The sequence below is a fragment of the Methylopila sp. 73B genome (assembly GCF_000526315.1).
GTDB lineage: Bacteria > Pseudomonadota > Alphaproteobacteria > Rhizobiales > Methylopilaceae > Methylopila.
Window position 1 is genome coordinate 2966590 of the sequence record NZ_JAFV01000001.1, and the last position, 18887, is coordinate 2985476.

Annotated in this window: 17 protein-coding genes; 11 read left to right on the plus strand and 6 right to left on the minus strand. The window is 69.1% G+C overall.

Features of this window, described 5'->3' with window-relative positions; genetic code table 11:
* The first annotated feature begins 12 nt into the window (after positions 1-12).
* Positions 13-1257 carry an FAD-dependent oxidoreductase gene (locus K244_RS0114245; RefSeq protein ID WP_020186953.1) on the plus strand — a complete coding sequence of 415 codons (1245 nt, stop codon included), beginning with the start codon at positions 13-15 and terminating at the stop codon, positions 1255-1257.
* A 234-nt stretch (positions 1258-1491) separates the two neighbouring features.
* Here K244_RS0114245 and K244_RS0114250 read toward each other — a convergent pair whose 3' ends face one another.
* The 3 genes from K244_RS0114250 to K244_RS0114260 form a co-directional block, all read right to left on the minus strand.
* Positions 1492-3588: a catalase gene (locus tag K244_RS0114250; protein ID WP_024816512.1), complete on the minus strand. Its 2097-nt coding sequence runs from the start codon at positions 3586-3588 to the stop codon at positions 1492-1494.
* A 362-nt stretch (positions 3589-3950) separates the two neighbouring features.
* Complete coding sequence (locus K244_RS0114255; RefSeq protein WP_024816513.1) at positions 3951-4130, minus strand: Myb-like DNA-binding domain-containing protein; 180 nt, start codon at positions 4128-4130, stop codon at positions 3951-3953.
* Positions 4114-4365, minus strand: coding sequence for a hypothetical protein (locus K244_RS0114260; protein ID WP_020186956.1), 252 nt, complete (start codon positions 4363-4365; stop codon positions 4114-4116). Before K244_RS0114260 ends, K244_RS0114255 begins: the two co-directional genes overlap by 17 nt.
* A 699-nt stretch (positions 4366-5064) precedes the next feature.
* Between K244_RS0114260 and K244_RS0114265 the strand changes: the two genes are divergently transcribed.
* Entirely contained in the window at positions 5065-5907 is an 843-nt protein-coding gene (locus tag K244_RS0114265; protein WP_020186957.1) for a TorF family putative porin, read from the plus strand.
* A gap of 64 nt (positions 5908-5971) precedes the next feature.
* Positions 5972-6313, plus strand: a complete 342-nt coding sequence (locus tag K244_RS0114270; RefSeq protein ID WP_020186958.1) for an SMR family transporter — start codon at positions 5972-5974, stop codon at positions 6311-6313.
* A gap of 9 nt (positions 6314-6322) precedes the next feature.
* Here the strand turns inward: K244_RS0114270 and betI are convergent, their stop codons facing one another.
* Positions 6323-8221, minus strand: a complete 1899-nt coding sequence (betI, locus tag K244_RS0114275; RefSeq protein ID WP_155931762.1) for a transcriptional regulator BetI — start codon at positions 8219-8221, stop codon at positions 6323-6325.
* Here betI and K244_RS23970 point away from each other — a divergent pair.
* The 6 genes from K244_RS23970 to betA all read left to right on the plus strand — a co-directional run bounded on the left by K244_RS23970 (position 8220) and on the right by betA (position 14980).
* Positions 8220-8396, plus strand: a complete 177-nt coding sequence (locus K244_RS23970; RefSeq protein ID WP_197027177.1) for a hypothetical protein — start codon at positions 8220-8222, stop codon at positions 8394-8396. The two genes, betI and K244_RS23970, sit on opposite strands and share 2 nt — an antisense overlap.
* Positions 8397-8480: 84 nt before the next feature.
* Positions 8481-9416 carry a choline ABC transporter substrate-binding protein gene (locus K244_RS0114280; RefSeq protein WP_197027219.1) on the plus strand — a complete coding sequence of 312 codons (936 nt, stop codon included), beginning with the start codon at positions 8481-8483 and terminating at the stop codon, positions 9414-9416.
* A gap of 110 nt (positions 9417-9526) precedes the next feature.
* Positions 9527-10384: a choline ABC transporter permease subunit gene (choW, locus tag K244_RS0114285; RefSeq protein ID WP_020186961.1), complete on the plus strand. Its 858-nt coding sequence runs from the start codon at positions 9527-9529 to the stop codon at positions 10382-10384.
* On the plus strand, positions 10381-11610 hold the full coding sequence (gene choV, locus K244_RS0114290) for a choline ABC transporter ATP-binding protein (protein WP_020186962.1): 1230 nt from the start codon (positions 10381-10383) through the stop codon (positions 11608-11610). The genes choW and choV overlap by 4 nt, the downstream gene beginning before the upstream one ends.
* Positions 11607-13118, plus strand: a complete 1512-nt coding sequence (gene betB, locus K244_RS0114295; protein WP_020186963.1) for a betaine-aldehyde dehydrogenase — start codon at positions 11607-11609, stop codon at positions 13116-13118. Before choV ends, betB begins: the two co-directional genes overlap by 4 nt.
* A gap of 161 nt (positions 13119-13279) precedes the next feature.
* Complete coding sequence (gene betA / locus K244_RS0114300) at positions 13280-14980, plus strand: choline dehydrogenase (RefSeq protein WP_020186964.1); 1701 nt, start codon at positions 13280-13282, stop codon at positions 14978-14980.
* A gap of 14 nt (positions 14981-14994) precedes the next feature.
* On the opposite strand, the gene K244_RS0114305 is transcribed toward betA, so the two are convergent.
* A complete protein-coding gene (locus tag K244_RS0114305) occupies positions 14995-15342 on the minus strand; it encodes a helix-turn-helix domain-containing protein (protein WP_051460136.1) in 348 nt (115 codons plus the stop codon).
* Positions 15343-15522: 180 nt separating this feature from the next.
* Between K244_RS0114305 and K244_RS0114310 the strand changes: the two genes are divergently transcribed.
* Positions 15523-16377, plus strand: a complete 855-nt coding sequence (locus K244_RS0114310; RefSeq protein WP_020186966.1) for an NAD(P)H-binding protein — start codon at positions 15523-15525, stop codon at positions 16375-16377.
* Between the two features lie 21 nt (positions 16378-16398).
* Here K244_RS0114310 and K244_RS0114315 read toward each other — a convergent pair whose 3' ends face one another.
* Positions 16399-17409 carry a GlxA family transcriptional regulator gene (locus K244_RS0114315; protein ID WP_020186967.1) on the minus strand — a complete coding sequence of 337 codons (1011 nt, stop codon included), beginning with the start codon at positions 17407-17409 and terminating at the stop codon, positions 16399-16401.
* A 213-nt stretch (positions 17410-17622) separates the two neighbouring features.
* Here K244_RS0114315 and K244_RS0114320 point away from each other — a divergent pair, with 213 nt between their 5' ends.
* Positions 17623-18876, plus strand: a complete 1254-nt coding sequence (locus tag K244_RS0114320; protein ID WP_020186968.1) for a sarcosine oxidase subunit beta family protein — start codon at positions 17623-17625, stop codon at positions 18874-18876.
* Positions 18877-18887: the final 11 nt, after the last annotated feature.

Below are 18887 nucleotides of genomic sequence, written 5' to 3' on the forward strand. Positions count from 1 at the left end.
CGGAGAGCTGTCATGAAGATCGTCGTCATCGGCGGCGGCGCCGTCGGCGTTGCGTCCGCAAGCTTCGCGCTCAGAGACGGCCACGACGTCACGTTGATCGAGCCGGGAGGGATCGCCGAGGGAGCGAGCTTCGGCAACGCCGGCTGCCTCAACGCCTCCTCGGTCGTCCCGATGTCGATGCCGGGCAACCTGTCCAAGATCCCCGGTTGGCTGCTCGATCCGCTTGGGCCGTTGTCGATCCGCTGGGCCTACGCGCCGAAGATCGCGCCATGGATCTACCGTTTCCTGAAAGCGGGATCCCCTGACCGCGTCGCGCAACAGGCCGGCGCGCTCGCCGGCCTGTTGCGCGACAGCTACGGGTCCTATCAGCCGTTGGTGAAGAACGCGGGCGCGGAAGGGCTGTTGAGACGCCAGGGTCATCTGGTCGTCTACCGCTCCAAGGAGGATTTCGACGGCGACGCTCTCGGCTGGCGCCTGCGGCGCGACAACGGGATCGCCTTCGAGGTGCTGACCCGCGACGCTCTCTGGCAGCAGGAGTCCAGCCTCTCCCGCGACTACCGCATTGGCGTCTTCGTGCCCGACAACGGGCATACCGTGAACCCCAACCGCCTGATCTCCCTGCTTGCCGAAGCCTTCGTTCGCGACGGCGGCACCATCGAGCGCACGCGTGCGGTTGGGTTCGATCTCGAGGGAGACCGACTTCGGGCGGTGCGTACGACTGGCGGCCGCGTGGAGGCCGACCGCGCGGTCGTGGCCGCCGGCGCCTGGTCCAAGCCGCTCGCGCAGGAGCTGGGCGACGACGTGCCCCTCGACACCGAGCGCGGCTATCACATCATGATCAAGGATCCGGAGATCGCGCCGCGCTCGTCGATCCTCGACGCGACGGGCAAGTTCGTCGCCACGTCGATGGAGACGGGCCTTCGCCTGGCCGGCACCGTGGAGTTCGCGGGGCTCGCCGCGCAACCCGACTGGCGGCGCGCCCGGATGTTGCTGACGCTCGGCCAGCGGCTGTTTCCGGGCCTGAAGCGCGACTATCCGGAGGAGCGCCTCACCCAGTGGATGGGCTTCCGTCCAAGCATGCCCGATTCCCTGCCCGTGATCGGCCGCGCGAGCCGATCGCGCGACGTCGTCTACGCCTTCGGGCATGGGCACATCGGCCTGGCCTCGGGCGCGAGGACCGGCCAAGTGGTGGCGGACCTGCTCGCCGACCGGGCGCCTTCCATCCCAATCGGAGCCTTCTCCCCGACCAGGGCGTGAAGCGCCTTCCCTCGCTTTCCTGATGATCAGGCAGCCAGCGGCATCCCGGAGGATGGGCGCGGGTCGTCAAGCTCGGCCCCGTTGGGCCGTAGCTCGCCGCGATTGCGGCGGAGCCTGCGAGCGCGGGTCGGATGGCGAAGGCGCTGCGATGGCGGAACTCGGGCCATTCTGCCCCCGGCGGCGCGCGCCGCCGGGGGCAGAGTGCCGGTCGCCGCCCTGCTGCCGCGGCGAGGCTTATGCGAGGATCCGCACCTTCGGTTCGCGGTCCCACTGACGGGTGCGCGCAGGCGCGAGAAACGCGTCCGGGCCGCTTTTGAGCTCCACCACGCCGGCGTCCGGCTCGACGCCCGCCTTGTCGAGCAGGGGCTGCGCCTCTCTCGTGTACCCGATCGCCTTCAGGTGCCCGAAGGCGTCCTTGGCGAAGTCGACCGCGGCGCCTTCCTTGAGAAGCTCGGCGCAGCCGGCTTCGGACGCCACGATCGCGACCGCGTCGAAGATGACCGAGGGCGCGCCCTGCAGTTGGGCGTCGGCTTTCAGTTTCTCGCCGCCCTTGAGCGTCACGCCGCCGATCTTCAGCGCGACGATCTTGACCTTCGCGCCTTCGGCCTCGGCTGCCGTCTTGAGCGCCTCGACGATCGCGCCGTCGGCCCCGTCGGTGATCAGCAGTCCCAAGGCCCGGCCCCGAAGCGTTTCCGGGTATTTGTCGACGATGCGAAGCGCAGGCGACGGATCGAGCTCGATCGGTTCGACGGCGGCTTTCGCCTTCTCCGGCAGGTCCATGGCGAGTCCGGCGGCGACGCGCGCCGCGAGCTCCGCATCGACGTTCATGAGGTTGGCGAGCACCCGCAGCCGCACATGTTCGAGCGACACCTTCGAGAGCTCGAACACGATGGCGCTCGCCAGGTGCGCCTGCTCGGGCTTCGTCTGCGACCGGAAGAACAGACGCGCTTGGCTGAAGTGGTCGGCGAAGGTCTCGGACCGGATCCGCGCCTTGGTTCCTTCGACCGGAACGGCCGCCGTCCGGAAGCCGCCCTTGGGGTCGGCGCGCGGGCCGCCGTCCTCGCCGGCCTCAGAGAGGCTGTTGGGCTCGTAGTTCGCCCGGCCCTTCGGAACGTTCGTCTGCATCTGTCCGTCGCGCTGGAAATTCTGGAACGGGCAGCCCTTGGCCTGATTGATCGGAATCTGGTGGAAGTTGACCGTCCCAAGCCGCGAGAGCTGGGTGTCCTGGTACGAGAACAACCGCCCCTGCAACAACGGGTCTTCCGAGACGTCGATCCCGGGCGGGATGTTGGTCGGCAGGAACGCGACCTGCTCCGTCTCGGCGAAGAAGTTGTCGGGGTTGCGGTTCAGCACCATGCGGCCGATCACGCGGATCGGCGCGACCTCCTCGGGGACGATCTTGGTCGCGTCGAGGATGTCGAACGGCAGCGCGTCGGCTTCCTCCTGGGTGAAGAGCTGGACGCCGAACTCCCATTCGGGAAACGCGCCGTCCGAGATCGCCTCGTAAAGGTCGCGCCGATGATAATCCGGGTCGGCGCCGGCGATCTTGACCGCCTCGTCCCAGCAGGTCGACTGCGTGCCGAGCTTGGGCCGCCAGTGAAACTTCACGAGCGTCGCGACGCCGTCCTCGTTCAACAGGCGGAAGGTGTTGACGCCGAACCCCTCGATCATGCGAAGCGAACGCGGGATGCCGCGATCCGACATCGCCCACATGATCATGTGGGTCGATTCCGGCATCAGGCTGATGAAGTCCCAGAAGGTGTCGTGAGCCGAAGCCGCCTGAGGATAGCCGCTGTCGGCCTCCATCTTCACCGAGTGGATCAGGTCCGGGAACTTGATCGCGTCCTGGATGAAGAACACTGGAATATTGTTGCCGACGAGGTCCCAGTTGCCTTCGCTGGTGTAGAACTTCACCGCGAAGCCGCGCACGTCGCGCGGCGTGTCGACCGAGCCGGCGCCGCCGGCGACGGTCGAGAACCGCGTGAAGACCTCGGTCTTCTTGCCCACTTCGGTGAGGACCTTCGCAGTCGTGACGTCGGCGAGCGACTCCGTCAGCTCGAAGAAGCCGTGGGCCGCCGAGCCCCGCGCATGGACGATGCGCTCGGGGATCCGCTCATGGTCGAAATGCTGGATCTTCTCGCGAAGGACGAAGTCCTCGAGCAGCGTTGGGCCGCGGCCGCCCGCCTTCAGCGAATTCTGGTTGTCGCTGATCGGCGCGCCGTGATTGGTGGTGATCCGGGGGTCCGGGCTCGATGCGGTCTGATGGAGTTCTCCGCCTGCGCCGAGGTGGGTCGCCGAGGTCGTGTTCTTAGTGCTCTTTGCGTCCGCCATCCTGATCGCCTCATGTCTGTGAACTTTGCGCCCCCGGCCTGCAGACGAGCAGCGTCCGTTGAGCGGAGCGGCCGCTCTCCCGCGAGCCCGCTGAACTGAAGCGCTCAGCGGTTCGAAACGTTCCAGACTCGACGCGCCATTCAGGGCTTTGTGGGTGTCGGCTAGGAGGTCAAAGCGCGACGAACGCCCGACATGACCTCCATGAAAGCATTGTCGTCGAGCGGGGTGGCGGCTTGGGCGACGGGGAGACGCGAACGGCGAACGACTCCCGGAAACGCGCCTCGGCACAGCAGGACGAGGCCTCGCGTCCTAGTCCCACCACGGGCGTCGCCCTCGCCCCAGAGGCATTTTCCTAAGCAGAGCTATCTCAGCTTCGCGATCCCGATGCCATCGAGCCTCGCGCGGTCTTTGATGGACTCCTCACTGCGGGTCATCGCTTTCGAAATCGCCTTCAGAGCCATGCCCTTCTTGGCGAGCACCTTCAGCTTCTCCAGTTCTTCATGCGTCCAGGGTTGGCGATGCCGTTCAAATCGTTCGGTCACAGTCTGCTCCTGCCTTGCCGGGACGTCTCCGGCGCCGCGCCATCCATAGCAGCGATGACGACCTGGGCGCGCGGCGCCATTCGCCGTCGACCTGCGCCACGCCGGCCGCGAGCGCCATGCGCTTCAGGTGTCGGAAGTTGAAGTTGGCGTCCGGCCAGGCTCCGGGATAGCGCCAGGCGCCGGTGTGCAGGCTCACCGGGCGCATGAAGGCGCCGAGCTTCAGTTGACGCGGCATGCGGAGCTTTCCTCAGGGTCCCGCTAAGGCGCTTACGCCTCTGCACGTGCGGCCGCCAGGGTGGGACGCGACGTTCCGTCCACAGGCCCGCTCGGCGCGGGATTGTGCATCTGCCCAGTTTGTGTTCAATATTATGAGCGAACGCGCGCCATCCACCGCGCCGATCCGAATCGCCCGACGCGCACATCGGTCGAAGATCGGTCATGCGGCAGGAAAAGGCTCGTTTTGGAGCGACTTGACGCGTCGCTTCACGAAGCGCGGCGCGGCGAAAATGCGACGCTGTCGGGCCAAGCCTCTGGCCGCGCGCAAGGACAAGTGCGTTCAGCGCCAAGATAGCGACAGCAGATCCGCATCGCCGATCGAGCGTGCATTTGCGTCGCGAGGGCCAAGTGCGGCGCACACGAACTCAATATGCAGCGCACAAGAACTATTGAACGGCGCCCAATCACGCCTACGACTTTTGTCACACTCATGACAACTTTCGTAAGCCACGGGCTCCTGCCTGTATTGCCCGAACAATAACTCAGTTAATCCTCGCCCGTGGAAGGATGAGACGTCCGGCCGCACTGTGTTCCGAATGTCGCATATCGATGAAGATCGCCGCCCACGAGGTCTATCCCCCTCGCATCCCGACGAATTGCGCGGATACTGCATCCGCGAATGGCAGTTCTGTCGAAAACAGTTTCGGGGATTAAGCAAATGATTAAGAACGCGGGGATCGCGCTTGCTCTGGGCGCGTCGTTCGCCCTCGCGGGGGCGGGGCAGGCTTCGGCCGCCGACCTCTCGGCGCCGGAGACCATGGTCGCTGAAGTGACGCCGCTGTGGGACGTCGCCTTCGGCGTGGCCTTCATGAACGACTACCGCACGCGCGGCATCAGCAACTCCGACAAGGAGTTCGCGATCCAGGGCTACGCCGAGCTCCAGGCGCTCGATTGGTTCTACGCCGGCATCTGGGCGTCGAACGTGCAGTTCGCGGACGGCTCGACCGACCCCGCAGCGGAAGTCGATCTCTACGGCGGCGTGCGCCACACCTTCGGCGCCCTCACCCTCGACGCGGGCGCGCTGTTCTACTGGTACCCGGGCGAGACCGGCGGCGAGACCAACTACTGGGAACTGGCGTTCAAGCCGAGCTACGCGATCACTGACGACCTCGTCGTCAGCGGCACGTTCCTCTACGGCTGGGACATCGGCAACTCCGGCGGCGACGGCTTCTATCTCGTGGGCGGCGCCAAGTACACCCTGCCCTACCAGCCCATCACGGACGTCTCCTTCTACGTCTCGGGCGAGTTCGGAAAGCAGTGGCTGGGCGAAACCAACATCATCACTTCGGTCAACCCTCGGGAATATTTTAATCCCAAGGACTACCTGACCTGGAACGCCGGCGTCGGCGCCACCTACAAGGCGATGACTCTCGATGTGCGCTACATCGACACCGACCTCAGCAAGAACGAGTGCGGGTTCAACACCGGCAACCGCGGCTATTGCGGGTCGACGGCGCTCGTGAAGCTGTCGTTCGACACCGCCCTCAGCAAGCTCAAGTAAGACTGTTAGCAAAAGGGGCCGCGGCCGACCGGCTGCGGCCCCTTTTTGACGTCTGGAGCCGGCCATGAACGGCGTTCCCGCCTATGTGCTGCTCGCTCTCGCGATCGTCGCGGAGGTCGTCGCAACCTCGGCGCTCAAGGCCTCCGACGGCCTGTCGCGCCTTTGGCCGAGCCTGATCACCCTGCTCGGCTACGGCGTCGCGTTCTTCTTCCTGTCCCACGTCCTGAAGACGATCCCGACCGGCGTCGCCTACGCGATCTGGTCCGGCGGCGGCATCGTGCTGATCTCGCTGGTCGGCGTCCTGTGGTTCCGGCAGACGCTCGACGGTCCCGCGCTCGTCGGCATCGGCCTCATCCTCGCGGGGGTGATGGTCGTGACGCTGTTCTCGAAGTCCGTCGCGCACTGACCGGAAGCGTCAGTCCGCGGCCGCGTCGCAGGCGAGCGTCCGGCGGACCTGCCCGAACGCGTCTGCGTCCGCCTCGAGCCAGTCCTCCTCGCCCCACGCGAAGCGGTCTTCCCCGTCGTTGATCCGGCAGACCGCGGCCTCCGCGTGGCGGGTCAGCCGGCGCGCCCGCGCGACGTCTCCCGCATAAACGCCGAGCGACAGCCCCGGCCCCAGAGCTTTCAGCCGCGCCGCCGCGTCGGCGTCGGTCGCGACGCCGCACGTGAGAACGATCGGCGCGAACAGCGGCGTGCGGGCTATGGCCATGTCCTCGTGGCCGTTGTCGAGCAGCGTAGGCTTCAGAACGGCCGCCCGGCTCCGGGCGCCCAGATCCCCGGCGCGGCCGCCGAGCTTGACCCGAGCGCCGTCGCGTCGCGCCGCTTCGATCAGGGCGAGCGCGCGTTCGAGCTGATCGCGCGAGATCATGGGCCCGACCTGGACCGCGGGATCCACCGGATCGCCCACCACAAGCGCCGCGAGCTCCGTCCGGAGCCGATCGACGAGCGCCGGCCGCACGGCGTCGGCGACGAAGACGAACGTCTCGCTGAGGGCGCGCGCGCGCGCGAACCGCCGGGCGCCGCGCACGATCTCGACCGCCGCCCGACCGAGATCGGCGCACTCGGTCACCAGCACCGCGGATTTCCGCGGCGCGTCCGCCCACCCCGTCGACGGACCGCCGGCGGCGCGCACCGCCCGGTCGGCGTCGTCGCCGCCAAGCACGGCGAAGGCGTCGTCCGGCGCGCCCGCCTCGCGCGCGATCTCCGCAAGCCGGGACAGGGCGCGGGTCTTCCGCGCGGCGGAGCACGCGACCGCCGCCGCCCCCTCGGCCAGCGCCGGCGCGGCGAGGCGGCTCGCGAGCAGCAGCGGCGCGCTCCAATGGACCGGCGCGAGCACGGAGGTGGGCGGGGAGCGCTCCGCCCAGCCGCTCCGGCCTCCGCCGAAATCGACGCGGTCGGCCGCCGGGGCCGCGGCCTGCTCGGCCGCGCGCTCGAAGGCGCGGATCACCCGCGGCAGATCGTGCGCCTCGACGTCCGCCACCGGGCGGCCGGCGTCGCGCGCCTCCAGCCGGGCGATCGCCTTGCGCTCTTCGCGGAGGCGCAACGCCACCCGCCGCAGCACCTCCCCCCGCTCGGCGCGCGTCGCGGTCCGCCACGCCGGGCTGCCGCCCGATTCCGACGAACTCCAGGGACGGGCGGGCGTCGACGGCGCCGCTGCAGAGGCGAGGGGCGCCGGGGCCGCCGTTTGGCTCGCCGCGCCCTCGCGCGCGATCAGCAGAGTGACGAGATCCCGGACGATCGACCGCGCCTCGGAGCCGTCGGACCGGCAGAGGCCGGTGGAATGCGACTGAAGCCACAGGCCGTCGATCGTCGCGGCGATGAAGGAGACCGAAATCTCGAGCCGCTCGGCCGCGATCAACGGCCTGAGCCCGTAGCGCAGGTTCGCCCGCATGCGCTGCTGATAGATCGACTGCACCCGGCGGTAGGGCTCGGAATGCATGATCTGGCCCCAGAACGCGAGCCAGACCGCGCTGGTGCGGGGGTCGAACTCCTCCGGCGCCAGCGCCGACTCCGGAACCGCCAGCACGCGCTCCAGCGGCGTGCGCGCGGCCCGCAGCCGCGCGGCCGTCGCGCGCGCGAGCCGGGCCGCCATGAACCGCAGCGTCGCCTCCAGCAGGCCGTCTTTGTCGCCGAAATAGTGCGCGAACAGCCCCTGGCTGACGCCGGCGCGCCGCGCGATCTCGCCGAGCGACGCCGCCTTGAAGCCGACGTCGGACACGGTTTCGATCGTGGCTTCGATCAGATGCCGCCGGCGCTCCGCTTCGAAGCTGCGCATGGGTTCGGACGGCACGGCGGCGGACTGCGGTGTGGCCATGACTAAGCATACGCCGCCGTTGAACATCTGTTCAACACCGATCTGGCGCGCCGCTCCGCTTTCCCCGACGACGCACCGCACACCGCTGCGTCGCACAATTTTTGAACAGCATGACGCGTTTGAATTCAATATGATGACTGATTTTGCATCGCAACAGCTTATTTTTTGCTGTTGAACGATCATTCAATGCGTTCTAACGATTCAATCACGCCAGTTGAAGCCCCGTTCACCTTGGAGGGTCTCCGTGATGCGTCTCCGCATGCTCCTGTCCGCGATCTGCGCAGCCGGACTCCTCGGCGGAGGGCCCGCCCTGGCGGCCGAGCCGGCCGCCTGCAAGACTGTCCGGTTCGCCGACGTCGGCTGGACGGACATCACATCCACCACCGCCATCGCCTCGCGCATCCTCGAGGGTCTCGGCTACCAGACCAAGACCCAGGTGCTGTCCGTGCCGGTGACCTACGCCTCGCTGAAGTCCAAGGACATCGACGTGTTTCTCGGCAACTGGATGCCGACGATGGAGGCCGACCGGAAACCCTACGTCGAGGCCAAGCAGGTCGACGTCATCGGGCCGAACCTGACCGGCGCGAAGTACACGCTGGCGGTGCCGACCTATCTCTACGACAAGGGCCTCAAGACCTTCGCCGACATCGAGAAGTTCAAGGACGATCTGCACGACAAGATCTACGGCATCGAGCCCGGCAACGACGGCAACCGGCTGATCCTAGGCATGATCAAGGACGGCAAGTTCGGCCTCAAGGGCTTCGATCTGGTGGAGTCGAGCGAACAGGGCATGCTGGCTCAGGTCGACCGCGCCCAGCGCCGCAAGGAGGCCATCGTGTTCCTCGGCTGGGAGCCGCACCCCATGAACACGAAGTATTCGATCAAGTATCTCGAGGGCGGCGACGACGTGTTCGGCCCGAACCTCGGCGGCGCCGAGATCTACACCAACCTGCGCGCCGGCTACGCCGGCGAGTGCCCGAACCTCGGGGCCTTCTTCAACAAGCTGACCTTCACGCTCGACACCGAAAACAAGGTCATGGGCTCGATCCTGTTCGACGGCATGGAGGGGGCCAAGGCCGCCGAGACCTGGCTGAAGGCCGAGCCCGACGCCTGGAAGGGCTGGCTCGACGGCGTGACCACGCTCGACGGGCAGCCGGCCCTGCCGGCGGTGCGGAAGAGCCTCGGACTGAACTGACCGTTCGCGCCGGGCGGCGCGCCTGATCGCCGCCCGCCGCCCCGAGCCGCCTCCGCCCGCGGGGGCCTCAACGTCGCAGACATCGCTTCGCCTCGAGATGAGGACTGCGCATGACCGACTGGCTGACCACCCACAAGATCCCGCTCGGACCCGTGCTCGCGACGGCGATCGAGTGGCTGACCGGCCACGGCCAGGCGTTCTTCGACTTCATCGCGATCGCGCTCTCGACGCTCGTGGACGGGCTCACCGACCTCCTGCTGTGGATCCCGGCGCTGATCCTCGTCGCGGCCTTCGCGATCGGCGCCTACGCGCTCCACCGCTCGATCGGCCTCGTCGTCTTCATCGTCCTGTCGCTGCTGCTGGTGATCAATCTTGGCTACTGGGAGGCGACGATGCAGACGCTCTCCCTGGTGATCTGGGCGACGGCGACCTGCATCGTGATCGGCGTGCCCGTCGGCATCGCCGCCGCGCACCGGCCCTGGCTCTACCAGGCGATCCGGCCGGTGCTCGACCTGATGCAGACGATCCCGACCTTCGTGTACCTGATCCCGACGCTGGTGCTGTTCGGCCTCGGCACGGTGCCGGGCGTGATCTCGACGGTGATCTTCGCGCTGCCCGCCCCGATCCGCCTGACGCAACTCGGCATCTCGACCGTGCCGGAGGCCCTGCGGGAGGCGGCGCTGGCCTATGGCGCCACGAAGCGGCAGCTGCTGTTCAAGGTGGAGCTGCCGCACGCCATGCCGACGATCCTCGCCGGCGTCACCCAATGCATCATGCTCAGCCTGTCCATGGTGGTGATCGCCGCCCTGGTCGGCGCCGACGGCCTCGGCAAGCCGGTCGTGCGGGCGCTGAACTCCGTCAACATCTCCATGGGCTTCGAGGCGGGCATCGCCATCGTCATCCTCGCGATCATCCTCGATCGCGTGTGCAAGCGGCCGGAGCGTCGCGCCAAGAGGAGGTCGGCATGACCGTGACCGCCGAGCCGGGCGTCGCCGCGGCCGTTCCTGCGGGGACGCGGAGCCGCGCCGACAACGCCGTCGAACTGCGCGACCTCGCGATCATCTTCGGCCGGACGAAGGAGGCGCTCGCCCTCGCGGACCGGGGCGCGAACCGCGACGAGATCCGCGACAAGACCGGCGCGATCCTCGGCGCCTACAAGGTCGACCTCGACATCCGCAATGGCGAGATCTGCGTGCTGATGGGCCTGTCCGGCTCCGGCAAGTCGACCGTGCTGCGCGCCGTGAACGGGCTCAACACGACCGCGCGGGGCGAAGTGATGGTGCGCCACGAGGGCGCGCTGGTGGACGTCGCGACCTGCGGGGCCAAGACCCTGCGCGACATCCGCCTCAAGACCGTCTCCATGGTGTTCCAGCAGTTCGGCCTGCTGCCCTGGCGCAGCGTGCGTGACAACGTCGGCTTCGGCCTCGAGATCCGCGGCATGGGCGCGGCCGAGCGGCGCGCCATCGTCGACGAGAAGCTCGAGATGGTCGGCCTCTCGAACTGGGCCGACAAGCAGGTGCAGGAGCTCTCCGGCGGCATGCAACAGCGCGTCGGCCTCGCCCGCGCCTTCGCCACCGACGCCGACATCCTGCTGATGGACGAGCCCTTCTCGGCGCTCGACCCGCTGATCCGCGACAAGCTGCAGGACGACCTGCTCGCGCTGCAGGAGAAGCTGCACAAGACCATCATCTTCGTCAGCCACGACCTGTCGGAGGCGCTGAAGATCGGCAACCGCATCGCCATCATGGAGGGCGGCCGCGTCGTGCAGTTCGGCGCGCCGGCCGACATCATGCTGCGCCCGGCGGACGCCTACGTCGCCGAGTTCGTGAAGCGCATGAACCCGCTCGAGGTGCTGTGCGCCGACGCGGTGATGACGCCGACCGCCAAGCTCTCCCGCGAGGCCGACACGGTGATGATGGACGGGGACGGCGGCGCAGTCGCGCTCACGCTCTGCAGCGAGGGCAGGCCGCTGACGCTGATGATCAACGGCCAGGTCCGGACGATCGGGGCGGTCGACGTCTCCGGCGCCGTCACCCGACAGGGCGACGTCGTCGTCGCGCCCGCCGAGCTGCCGCTGAAGACCGCGATCGACGTGCGTCGGCAGTCGAACTACCCGATCGCGCTCGTCGATCAGCTCGGCCGGCTCGCCGGCCTCTGCGACCACGAGGACATCTACAAGGGCCTGCTGCGATGACCGCCGCCGCGCGCATTCCGCCTCCCGCCGCCGCCTCTCCGCGCTTCGGCCTTCAACGGCTCCACATCGGCGGCGCTTACGTGGACGCCGTCGGCGGCGAGGCGTTCGAGACCGTGAACCCCGCGACCGGCGAGGTCCTGGCGCTCGTCCAGCAGGCCTCCGCCGCCGATGTCGACCGCGCGGTCGCCGCCGCGGCCGCCGGCCAGAAGGTCTGGGCCGCGATGACGGCGATGGAGCGCTCGCGCGTGCTGCGCCGCGCCGTCGCGCTGCTCCGCGAGCGAAACGACGAACTGGCCGAGCTCGAAACGCTCGACACCGGCAAGCCGCTGGCGGAGACGCTCTCCGTCGACGTGGTCACCGGCGCGGACGTGCTCGAGTATTACGCCGGCCTCGCGCCGGCGCTCGAAGGCCGCCAGATCCCGCTGCGCGAGACCTCGTTCGTCTACACGCGCCGGGAGCCGCTTGGCGTCGTCGCCGGCATCGGAGCCTGGAACTACCCGCTCCAGATCGCGCTCTGGAAATCGGCGCCGGCGCTCGCCGCCGGCAACGCCATGATCTTCAAGCCGAGCGAGGTGACGCCTCTCACCGCGCTGAAGCTCGCCGAGATCTACGCGGAGGCGGGGCTTCCCGCCGGCTGCTTCAACGTGCTGAACGGCGCGGGCGCGGCCGTCGGCGCGGCGCTGACCGAGCATCCGGGGATCGCCAAGGTCTCGTTCACCGGCGGCACGGCCACAGGCAAGAAGGTGATGGCCTCGGCCTCCGCCTCGACGCTCAAGGACGTCACCATGGAGCTCGGCGGCAAGTCGCCGCTGATCGTGCTCGACGACGCCGACCTCGACCGCGCCGCTGACATCGCGATGGCCGCGAACTTCTTCTCCACCGGCCAGGTCTGCACCAACGGCACCCGCGTCTTCGTGGGCCGGCCGCTCATGGCGGCGTTCGAGGCGAAGGTGGTCGAACGCGCGAAGCGCATCCGCCTCGGCGACCCGCTCGACCGCGCCACCAACTTCGGGCCGCTCGTCAGCTTCGCGCACCGCGACAAGGTGCTGTCCTACATCGCGCGCGGCAAGGCCGCCGGGGCGCGGCTGCTGACCGGCGGCGGGGCGCCGGAGGGCGCGGCCTTCGCGAACGGCGCCTATGTCCAGCCGACGATCTTCGCCGACTGCACGGACGACATGGACATCGTGCGCGACGAGATCTTCGGCCCCGTGATGAGCCTGCTCGCCTACGACACCGAGGACGAGGCCGTCGCCCGCGCCAACGCTACGACCTACGGCCTCGCGGCCGGCGTCGTCACCCGCGACCTCGCCCGCGCGCACCGGGTCATCCATCGGCTCGAGGCCGGCATCTGCTGGATCAACACCTGGGGCGAGTCGCCGGCCGAGATGCCGGTCGGCGGCTACAAGCAGTCCGGCGTCGGCCGCGAGAATGGGATCGAGACGTTGGAGCGCTACACGCAGTGCAAGTCGGTTCAGGTCGAGCTCGGAGACTTCGCCGCAGTGTTCTGAGTCGCGGCTCCCGGCGTGCTTCGAGACGCGAACCTTCGGTTCGCTCCTCAGCATGAGGAGCGTTGAGAGAATGAAGTCGCGCCGATCTTCCTCATGCTGAGGAACCGCCAAAGGCGGCGTCTCGAAGCACGCGGAGACGGCGCAGCAACCCGACCGTACCCATGGCTCAGACACCCAAGCGTGAATTCGACTACATCGTCATCGGCGCCGGTTCCGCAGGCAACGTGCTGGCGACGCGCCTGACCGAGGACGCGGACGTCTCCGTCCTGCTGCTGGAGGCGGGCGGGCCGGACTACCGGCTCGACTTCCGCACCCAGATGCCTGCGGCGCTGGCCTTTCCGCTGCAGGGCCGGCGCTACAACTGGGCCTACCTCACCGATCCCGAGCCCCACATGAACGGCCGCCGCATGGAGTGCGGCCGCGGCAAGGGGCTGGGCGGCTCCTCGCTGATCAACGGCATGTGCTACATCCGCGGCAACGCCCTGGACTTCGACGGCTGGGCGCAGGCGCCGGGCCTGGGCGACTGGACCTACGCCGACTGCCTGCCCTATTTCCGCAAGTCCGAGACCCGCGACGTCGGGCCGAACGCCTATCATGGCGGCGACGGCCCGGTCTCGGTGACCACCTCGAAGCCGGGCGTCAACCCGCTGTTCGAGGCGATGGTCGCCGCCGGCGTGCAGGCGGGCTACCCCCGCACCGACGACCTGAACGGCTACCAGCAGGAGGGCTTCGGCCCGATGGACCGCACGGTGACGCCGAAGGGCCGTCGCTCCTCCACCGCGCGCGGCTATCTCGACCAGGCCAAGGGTCGGCCGAACCTCACCATCGTCACCCACGCCACCACGGACCGGATCCTGTTTTCAGGCCGCCGCGCCGTCGGCGTGTCCTACCTCGTGGGCGCGAGCGACGCGCCCGTCGTCGCCCACGCCCGCCGCGAAGTGCTCCTCTCGGCGGGCGCGATCGCCTCGCCGCAGATCCTCCAGCGCTCCGGCGTCGGCCCCACCGCGCTGCTGCGCGAGGTCGGCGCGCCGGTCGTGCAGGACCTGCCGGGCGTGGGCCGGAATCTGCAGGACCACCTCGAGATGTACCTGCAGTACGAATGCGTGAAGCCGGTGTCGCTGGCGCCGGCGCTGAAGTGGTGGAACCAGCCGAAGATCGGCGCAGAGTGGTTGTTCGCCGGCAAAGGACTTGGCGCCTCGAACCAGTTCGAAGCCGGCGGCTTCATCCGCTCGAGCTCGGAGTTCGCCTGGCCGAACATCCAGTTCCACTTCCTGCCGGTCGCGATCTCCTACAACGGCACGAACGCCTTCGAGGGCCACGGCTTCCAGGCCCACGTTGGCTCCATGCGCTCCCCCAGCCGCGGCCGGATCGCGCTGACCTCCATGGACCCCCGCGCGCACCCATCGATCCTGTTCAACTACATGAGCCACGACCAGGACTGGCGCGAGTTCCGCGACGGGATCCGCCTCACCCGCGAGATCATGCGCCAGCCGGCGCTCGACCCCTACCGCGGCCGCGAGATCAGCCCGGGCGACCCGCGCCAGAGCGACGCCGACCTCGACGCCTTCATCCGCGAGCACGCCGAGACCGCCTACCACCCCTCCTGCTCCTGCAAGATGGGCGAGGATGAGACGGCGGTGGTCGACGGCCAGGGCCGCGTGCACGGGATCGAGGGCCTGCGCGTGGTCGACGCCTCGATCATGCCGCTGATCATCACCGGCAATCTCAACGCCACCACGATCATGATGGCGGAGAAGATCGCCGACCGGATCCGCGGCCGGGCGCCGCTCGCCCGCAGCGACGCGCCCTACTTCGTCGCCGGCGACGCGCCGGTTAAGCGCCCGGCGCAACGGGCGGCCTAACTGCGGAGCCCGGTTCAGCGGCCCGCGCGCTGGACGAGAATCTCCGACAGGTTGGTCTCGATCCAGTCCGCGAGCGCGTTGACCTTCTCGGCGGCCCCGCGGCCAAGTGGGGTCAGGCTGTACTCCACGTGCGGCGGCACGACCGGCAGCGCGCGGCGCTCCACCAGCCCGTCCTCCTCCAGCGCCTTCAGCGTCTGCGCGAGCATACGCTCGCTGACGCCGTTCACCCGGCGGCGCAACGCGCTGAAGCGCAGCGTTCCGGACCGAAGCGCGACCAGCGCCAGCACGCCCCACCGGCTCGTCATGTGCTGCATAATCTCGCGCGACGGGCAGCGCACGGAAAACACGTCGCCGCGCGCCATGCGCTCCTCGAGCGGCGCGCCCGTGGTCAGGGGATCGGTCACCGCGCCGTCCGTTTCCAGAGAGCTCGCCTTCGCGCTGTTCGTGGCCGCCACCATACTTACCCTTGTGTGCGTACTTACTAAAAGGAAGCTAGGGCGATAAGTGGAAGGACGCAACGGCGCACCACGGAAGGACACGCCATGTTCGCCATCACCGGAGCTGCCGGCCAGCTCGGCCGCCTCGTCATCGACGCTCTGACCAAGACCATCGCCGCCGACCGCATCGTCGCCGCCGTGCGCACGCCGTCCAAGGCCGCGGACCTCGCCGCGCGGGGCGTCCACGTGCGCGAGGCCGACTATGATCGCCCCGAAACCTTGGCCGCGGCGTTCGCGGGCGTCGAAAAGCTGCTGCTGATCTCGTCGAGCGAGATCGGCCGGCGCGTCGCCCAGCACCAGGCCGCGATCGACGCCGCGCGCGCCGCGGGCGTCAGCCTCGTCGCCTACACCAGCGTCCTGCGCGCGCCGACCTCCGCGCTCGGCTTGGCCGAGGAACACCGCCAGACCGAGGCGGCGCTCGGCGCCTCCGGCCTCCCCCACGCCCTGCTCCGCAACGGCTGGTACACCGAGAACTATCTTGCGAGCGTCCCGGCGGCGCTGGCGCACTGCGCGGTCTTCGGCGCGGCGGGCGAGGGCCGCATCGCCGGCGCCGCCCGCGCCGATTACGCCGAGGCCGCAGCCGCCGTGCTGACGCGGGACGACCAGGCCGGCGCGGTCTGGGAACTTGCCGGCGCGCCGGGCTGGACGCTGGCGGACTTCGCGGCCGAACTCAGCCGCCAGACCGGACGGACGATCCCCTACCGCGACCTGAGCGAGGCGGACTACGCCGCGGCGTTGCTGCAGGCCGGCCTCCCCGAACCGGTCGCGCGGCTGCTGGCTGACAGCGACGCCGCCGCGGCGAAGGGCGCGCTCGACGGCTCCGGCGACGATCTCCGCCGGCTGATCGGCCGTGCGTCGACGCCGCTTGCGGACAGCGTCGCTCAGGCGTTGAAGGGCTGAGGCAGATCAGGTCGCGCGCGCTCACTCTGCCGCGCGCGCGGCCGCTTGCGGCGTCGGGATCTTCCGCTCCGCGCTCGGCGGGCGGCCGAAGCCTTCGAAATAGGCGCGGGAGAAGTGCGAGGCCGAGGAGAACCCGCATTCCAGCGCGATCGACAGGATCGGCATTGAGGTCTGGCGGATCAGCGTCCGCGCCCGCTCCAGCCGGATCTTGAGGTAGCGCTTGGCCGGCGACTGGCCGAGGTACTTGAAGAACAGCCGCTCGAGCTGCCGGGTCGAGAGGTTGACCGCGTCCGCCAGCTCCTGGCTCGACAGCGGCTCCTCGATGCGCTCCTCCATCAGCTGCACGACCTTCAGCAGCTTGGGGTGCGCCACCCCCAGGCGCATGCGCAGGTCCATCCGCTGGCCTTCGCCCGCCTCCCGGATGCGGTGGTGCAGCAGCTGCTGCGCCACCTCGGAGGCGAGCGCGTGGCCGTGGTCGCGGGCGATCACCGCCAGCATCATGTCGGCCGCCGCGAAGCCGCCGGCGCAGGTCAGCCGGTCGCGGTCGATCTCGTAGAGCTCGGATTCGAGCTCCATCTCCGGATGCTGGGCCGCGAGGCTCGCGAGGTTCTCCCAGTGGATGGTCGCCCGGTAGCCGTCGAGCAGGCCGGCGCGCGCCAGCACGTAGGGCCCGGTGCAGAGCGCGCCGAGCGTCTTCCGGCGCGACGCGAGGCGCCGCAGCAGCACGGTGAGCGCGGCGTGATCCGCCTTCTCCACGTCGACGCCGCCGCAGACGAAGGCCATGTCGAGGTCCGGCGCATCATTGAAGCGGCCGTCGACCGCCACCGCCACGCCGTTCGAGGCGGCGCAGGACAGGCCGCCATCGGAATAGAGCGCGAGCGCATAGAGATCGCGCCCGGCCTCGCGGTTCGCGAGCCGCAGCGGCTCGATCGCAGCCGCGAAGGCGATCATCGAGAACCGCTCCACCAGCAGGAAGCCGACCTTGCGGGGCCCTTCCCCTCCGAAGCTCTGCGGCGTCACGTGCGAACCCATTCGGCGCTCCCGGCGCGGGTGATTTTCACCCCGCCATGATCTGCGTCAATGCAAGATTGGAGCCGTTCGAACAAGACGCCGCAGTCCCGCCCCCAGCCGGCGCCCGGCGCTTTCGCGGAACGCCCGTCGCAAAAGCTGAAATCGCGGTCGCCTGCGGGCAAGCCGGCGAGAGGAGCCGGCGGCACGATCCCTCCCATCACGCGAGGTGGATCGATGCGCCGTTTCTCACTTGCATCCCTTCTGTCGGAAGCCGTCGGCGGCCATCAGGGCTGGGGCCGCCAGTGGCGCGCGCCGGAGCCGAAGCCGTCCTACGACGTCGTCATCGTCGGCGGCGGCGGCCACGGCCTCGCCACCGCCTATTATCTCGCGACCGTGCACAGAATCACCAACGTCGCCGTGGTCGAGAAGGGCTGGATCGGCGGAGGCAACACCGGCCGCAACACCACGATCATCCGCTCGAACTACCTCTACGACGAGAGCGCGCATCTCTACGAGCACGCGCTCAAGCTCTGGGAGGGCCTGTCCCAAGAGCTGAACTACAACGTGATGTTCTCGCAGCGCGGCGTGCTCATGCTCGCGCACAACATCCACGACATCCAGAGCTTCAAGCGCCACGTCTACGCCAACCGCCTGAACGGGATCGACAACGAGTGGCTGTCGGCGGAGGAGTGCAAGGCGTTCTGCCCGCCGCTGAACATCTCTCGCGACGCGCGCTACCCCGTGCTCGGCGGCGCGCTGCAGCGCCGGGCCGGCACCGCGCGCCACGACGCCGTGGCCTGGGGCTACGCCCGCGGCGCCGACGCCCGCGGGGTCGACATCATCCAGAACTGCGAGGTCACCGGCGTCCGCCGCGACGCCTCAGGCGCCGCGATCGGCGTCGAGACCACCCGCGGCTTCATCGGCGCGAAGCGCGTCGGCGTGGTCGCGGCGGGCAACACCTCGCGCGTGATGGACATGGCCGGCGTCCGCATGCCGCTCGAGAGCTACCCGCTGCAGGCGCTGGTGTCGGAGCCGGTCAAGCCGGTGTTCCCCTGCGTCGTGATGTCGAACGCCGTGCACGCCTACATCTCGCAGTCCGACAAGGGCGAACTCGTCATCGGCGCCGGGACCGACCAGTACACCTCCTACAGCCAACAGGGCGGCCTCCACATCACCACCCACACGCTGGACGCGATCTGCGAGATCTTCCCGCAGTTCACGCGCATGCGGATGCTGCGCTCCTGGGGCGGCATCGTCGACGTGACGCCGGACCGCTCGCCGATCATCGGCCGGACGCCTGTGCAGAACCTGTTCGTAAACTGTGGATGGGGCACCGGCGGCTTCAAGGCCACGCCCGGCTCCGGCCATGTCTTCGCCCACACGCTGGCGACGGGAGAGCCCCACCCGATCAACGCGCCGTTCACGCTGGACCGCTTCCGCACCGGCCGCCTGATCGACGAAGCCGCCGCCGCGGCCGTCGCGCACTGAGGGGATCGAAC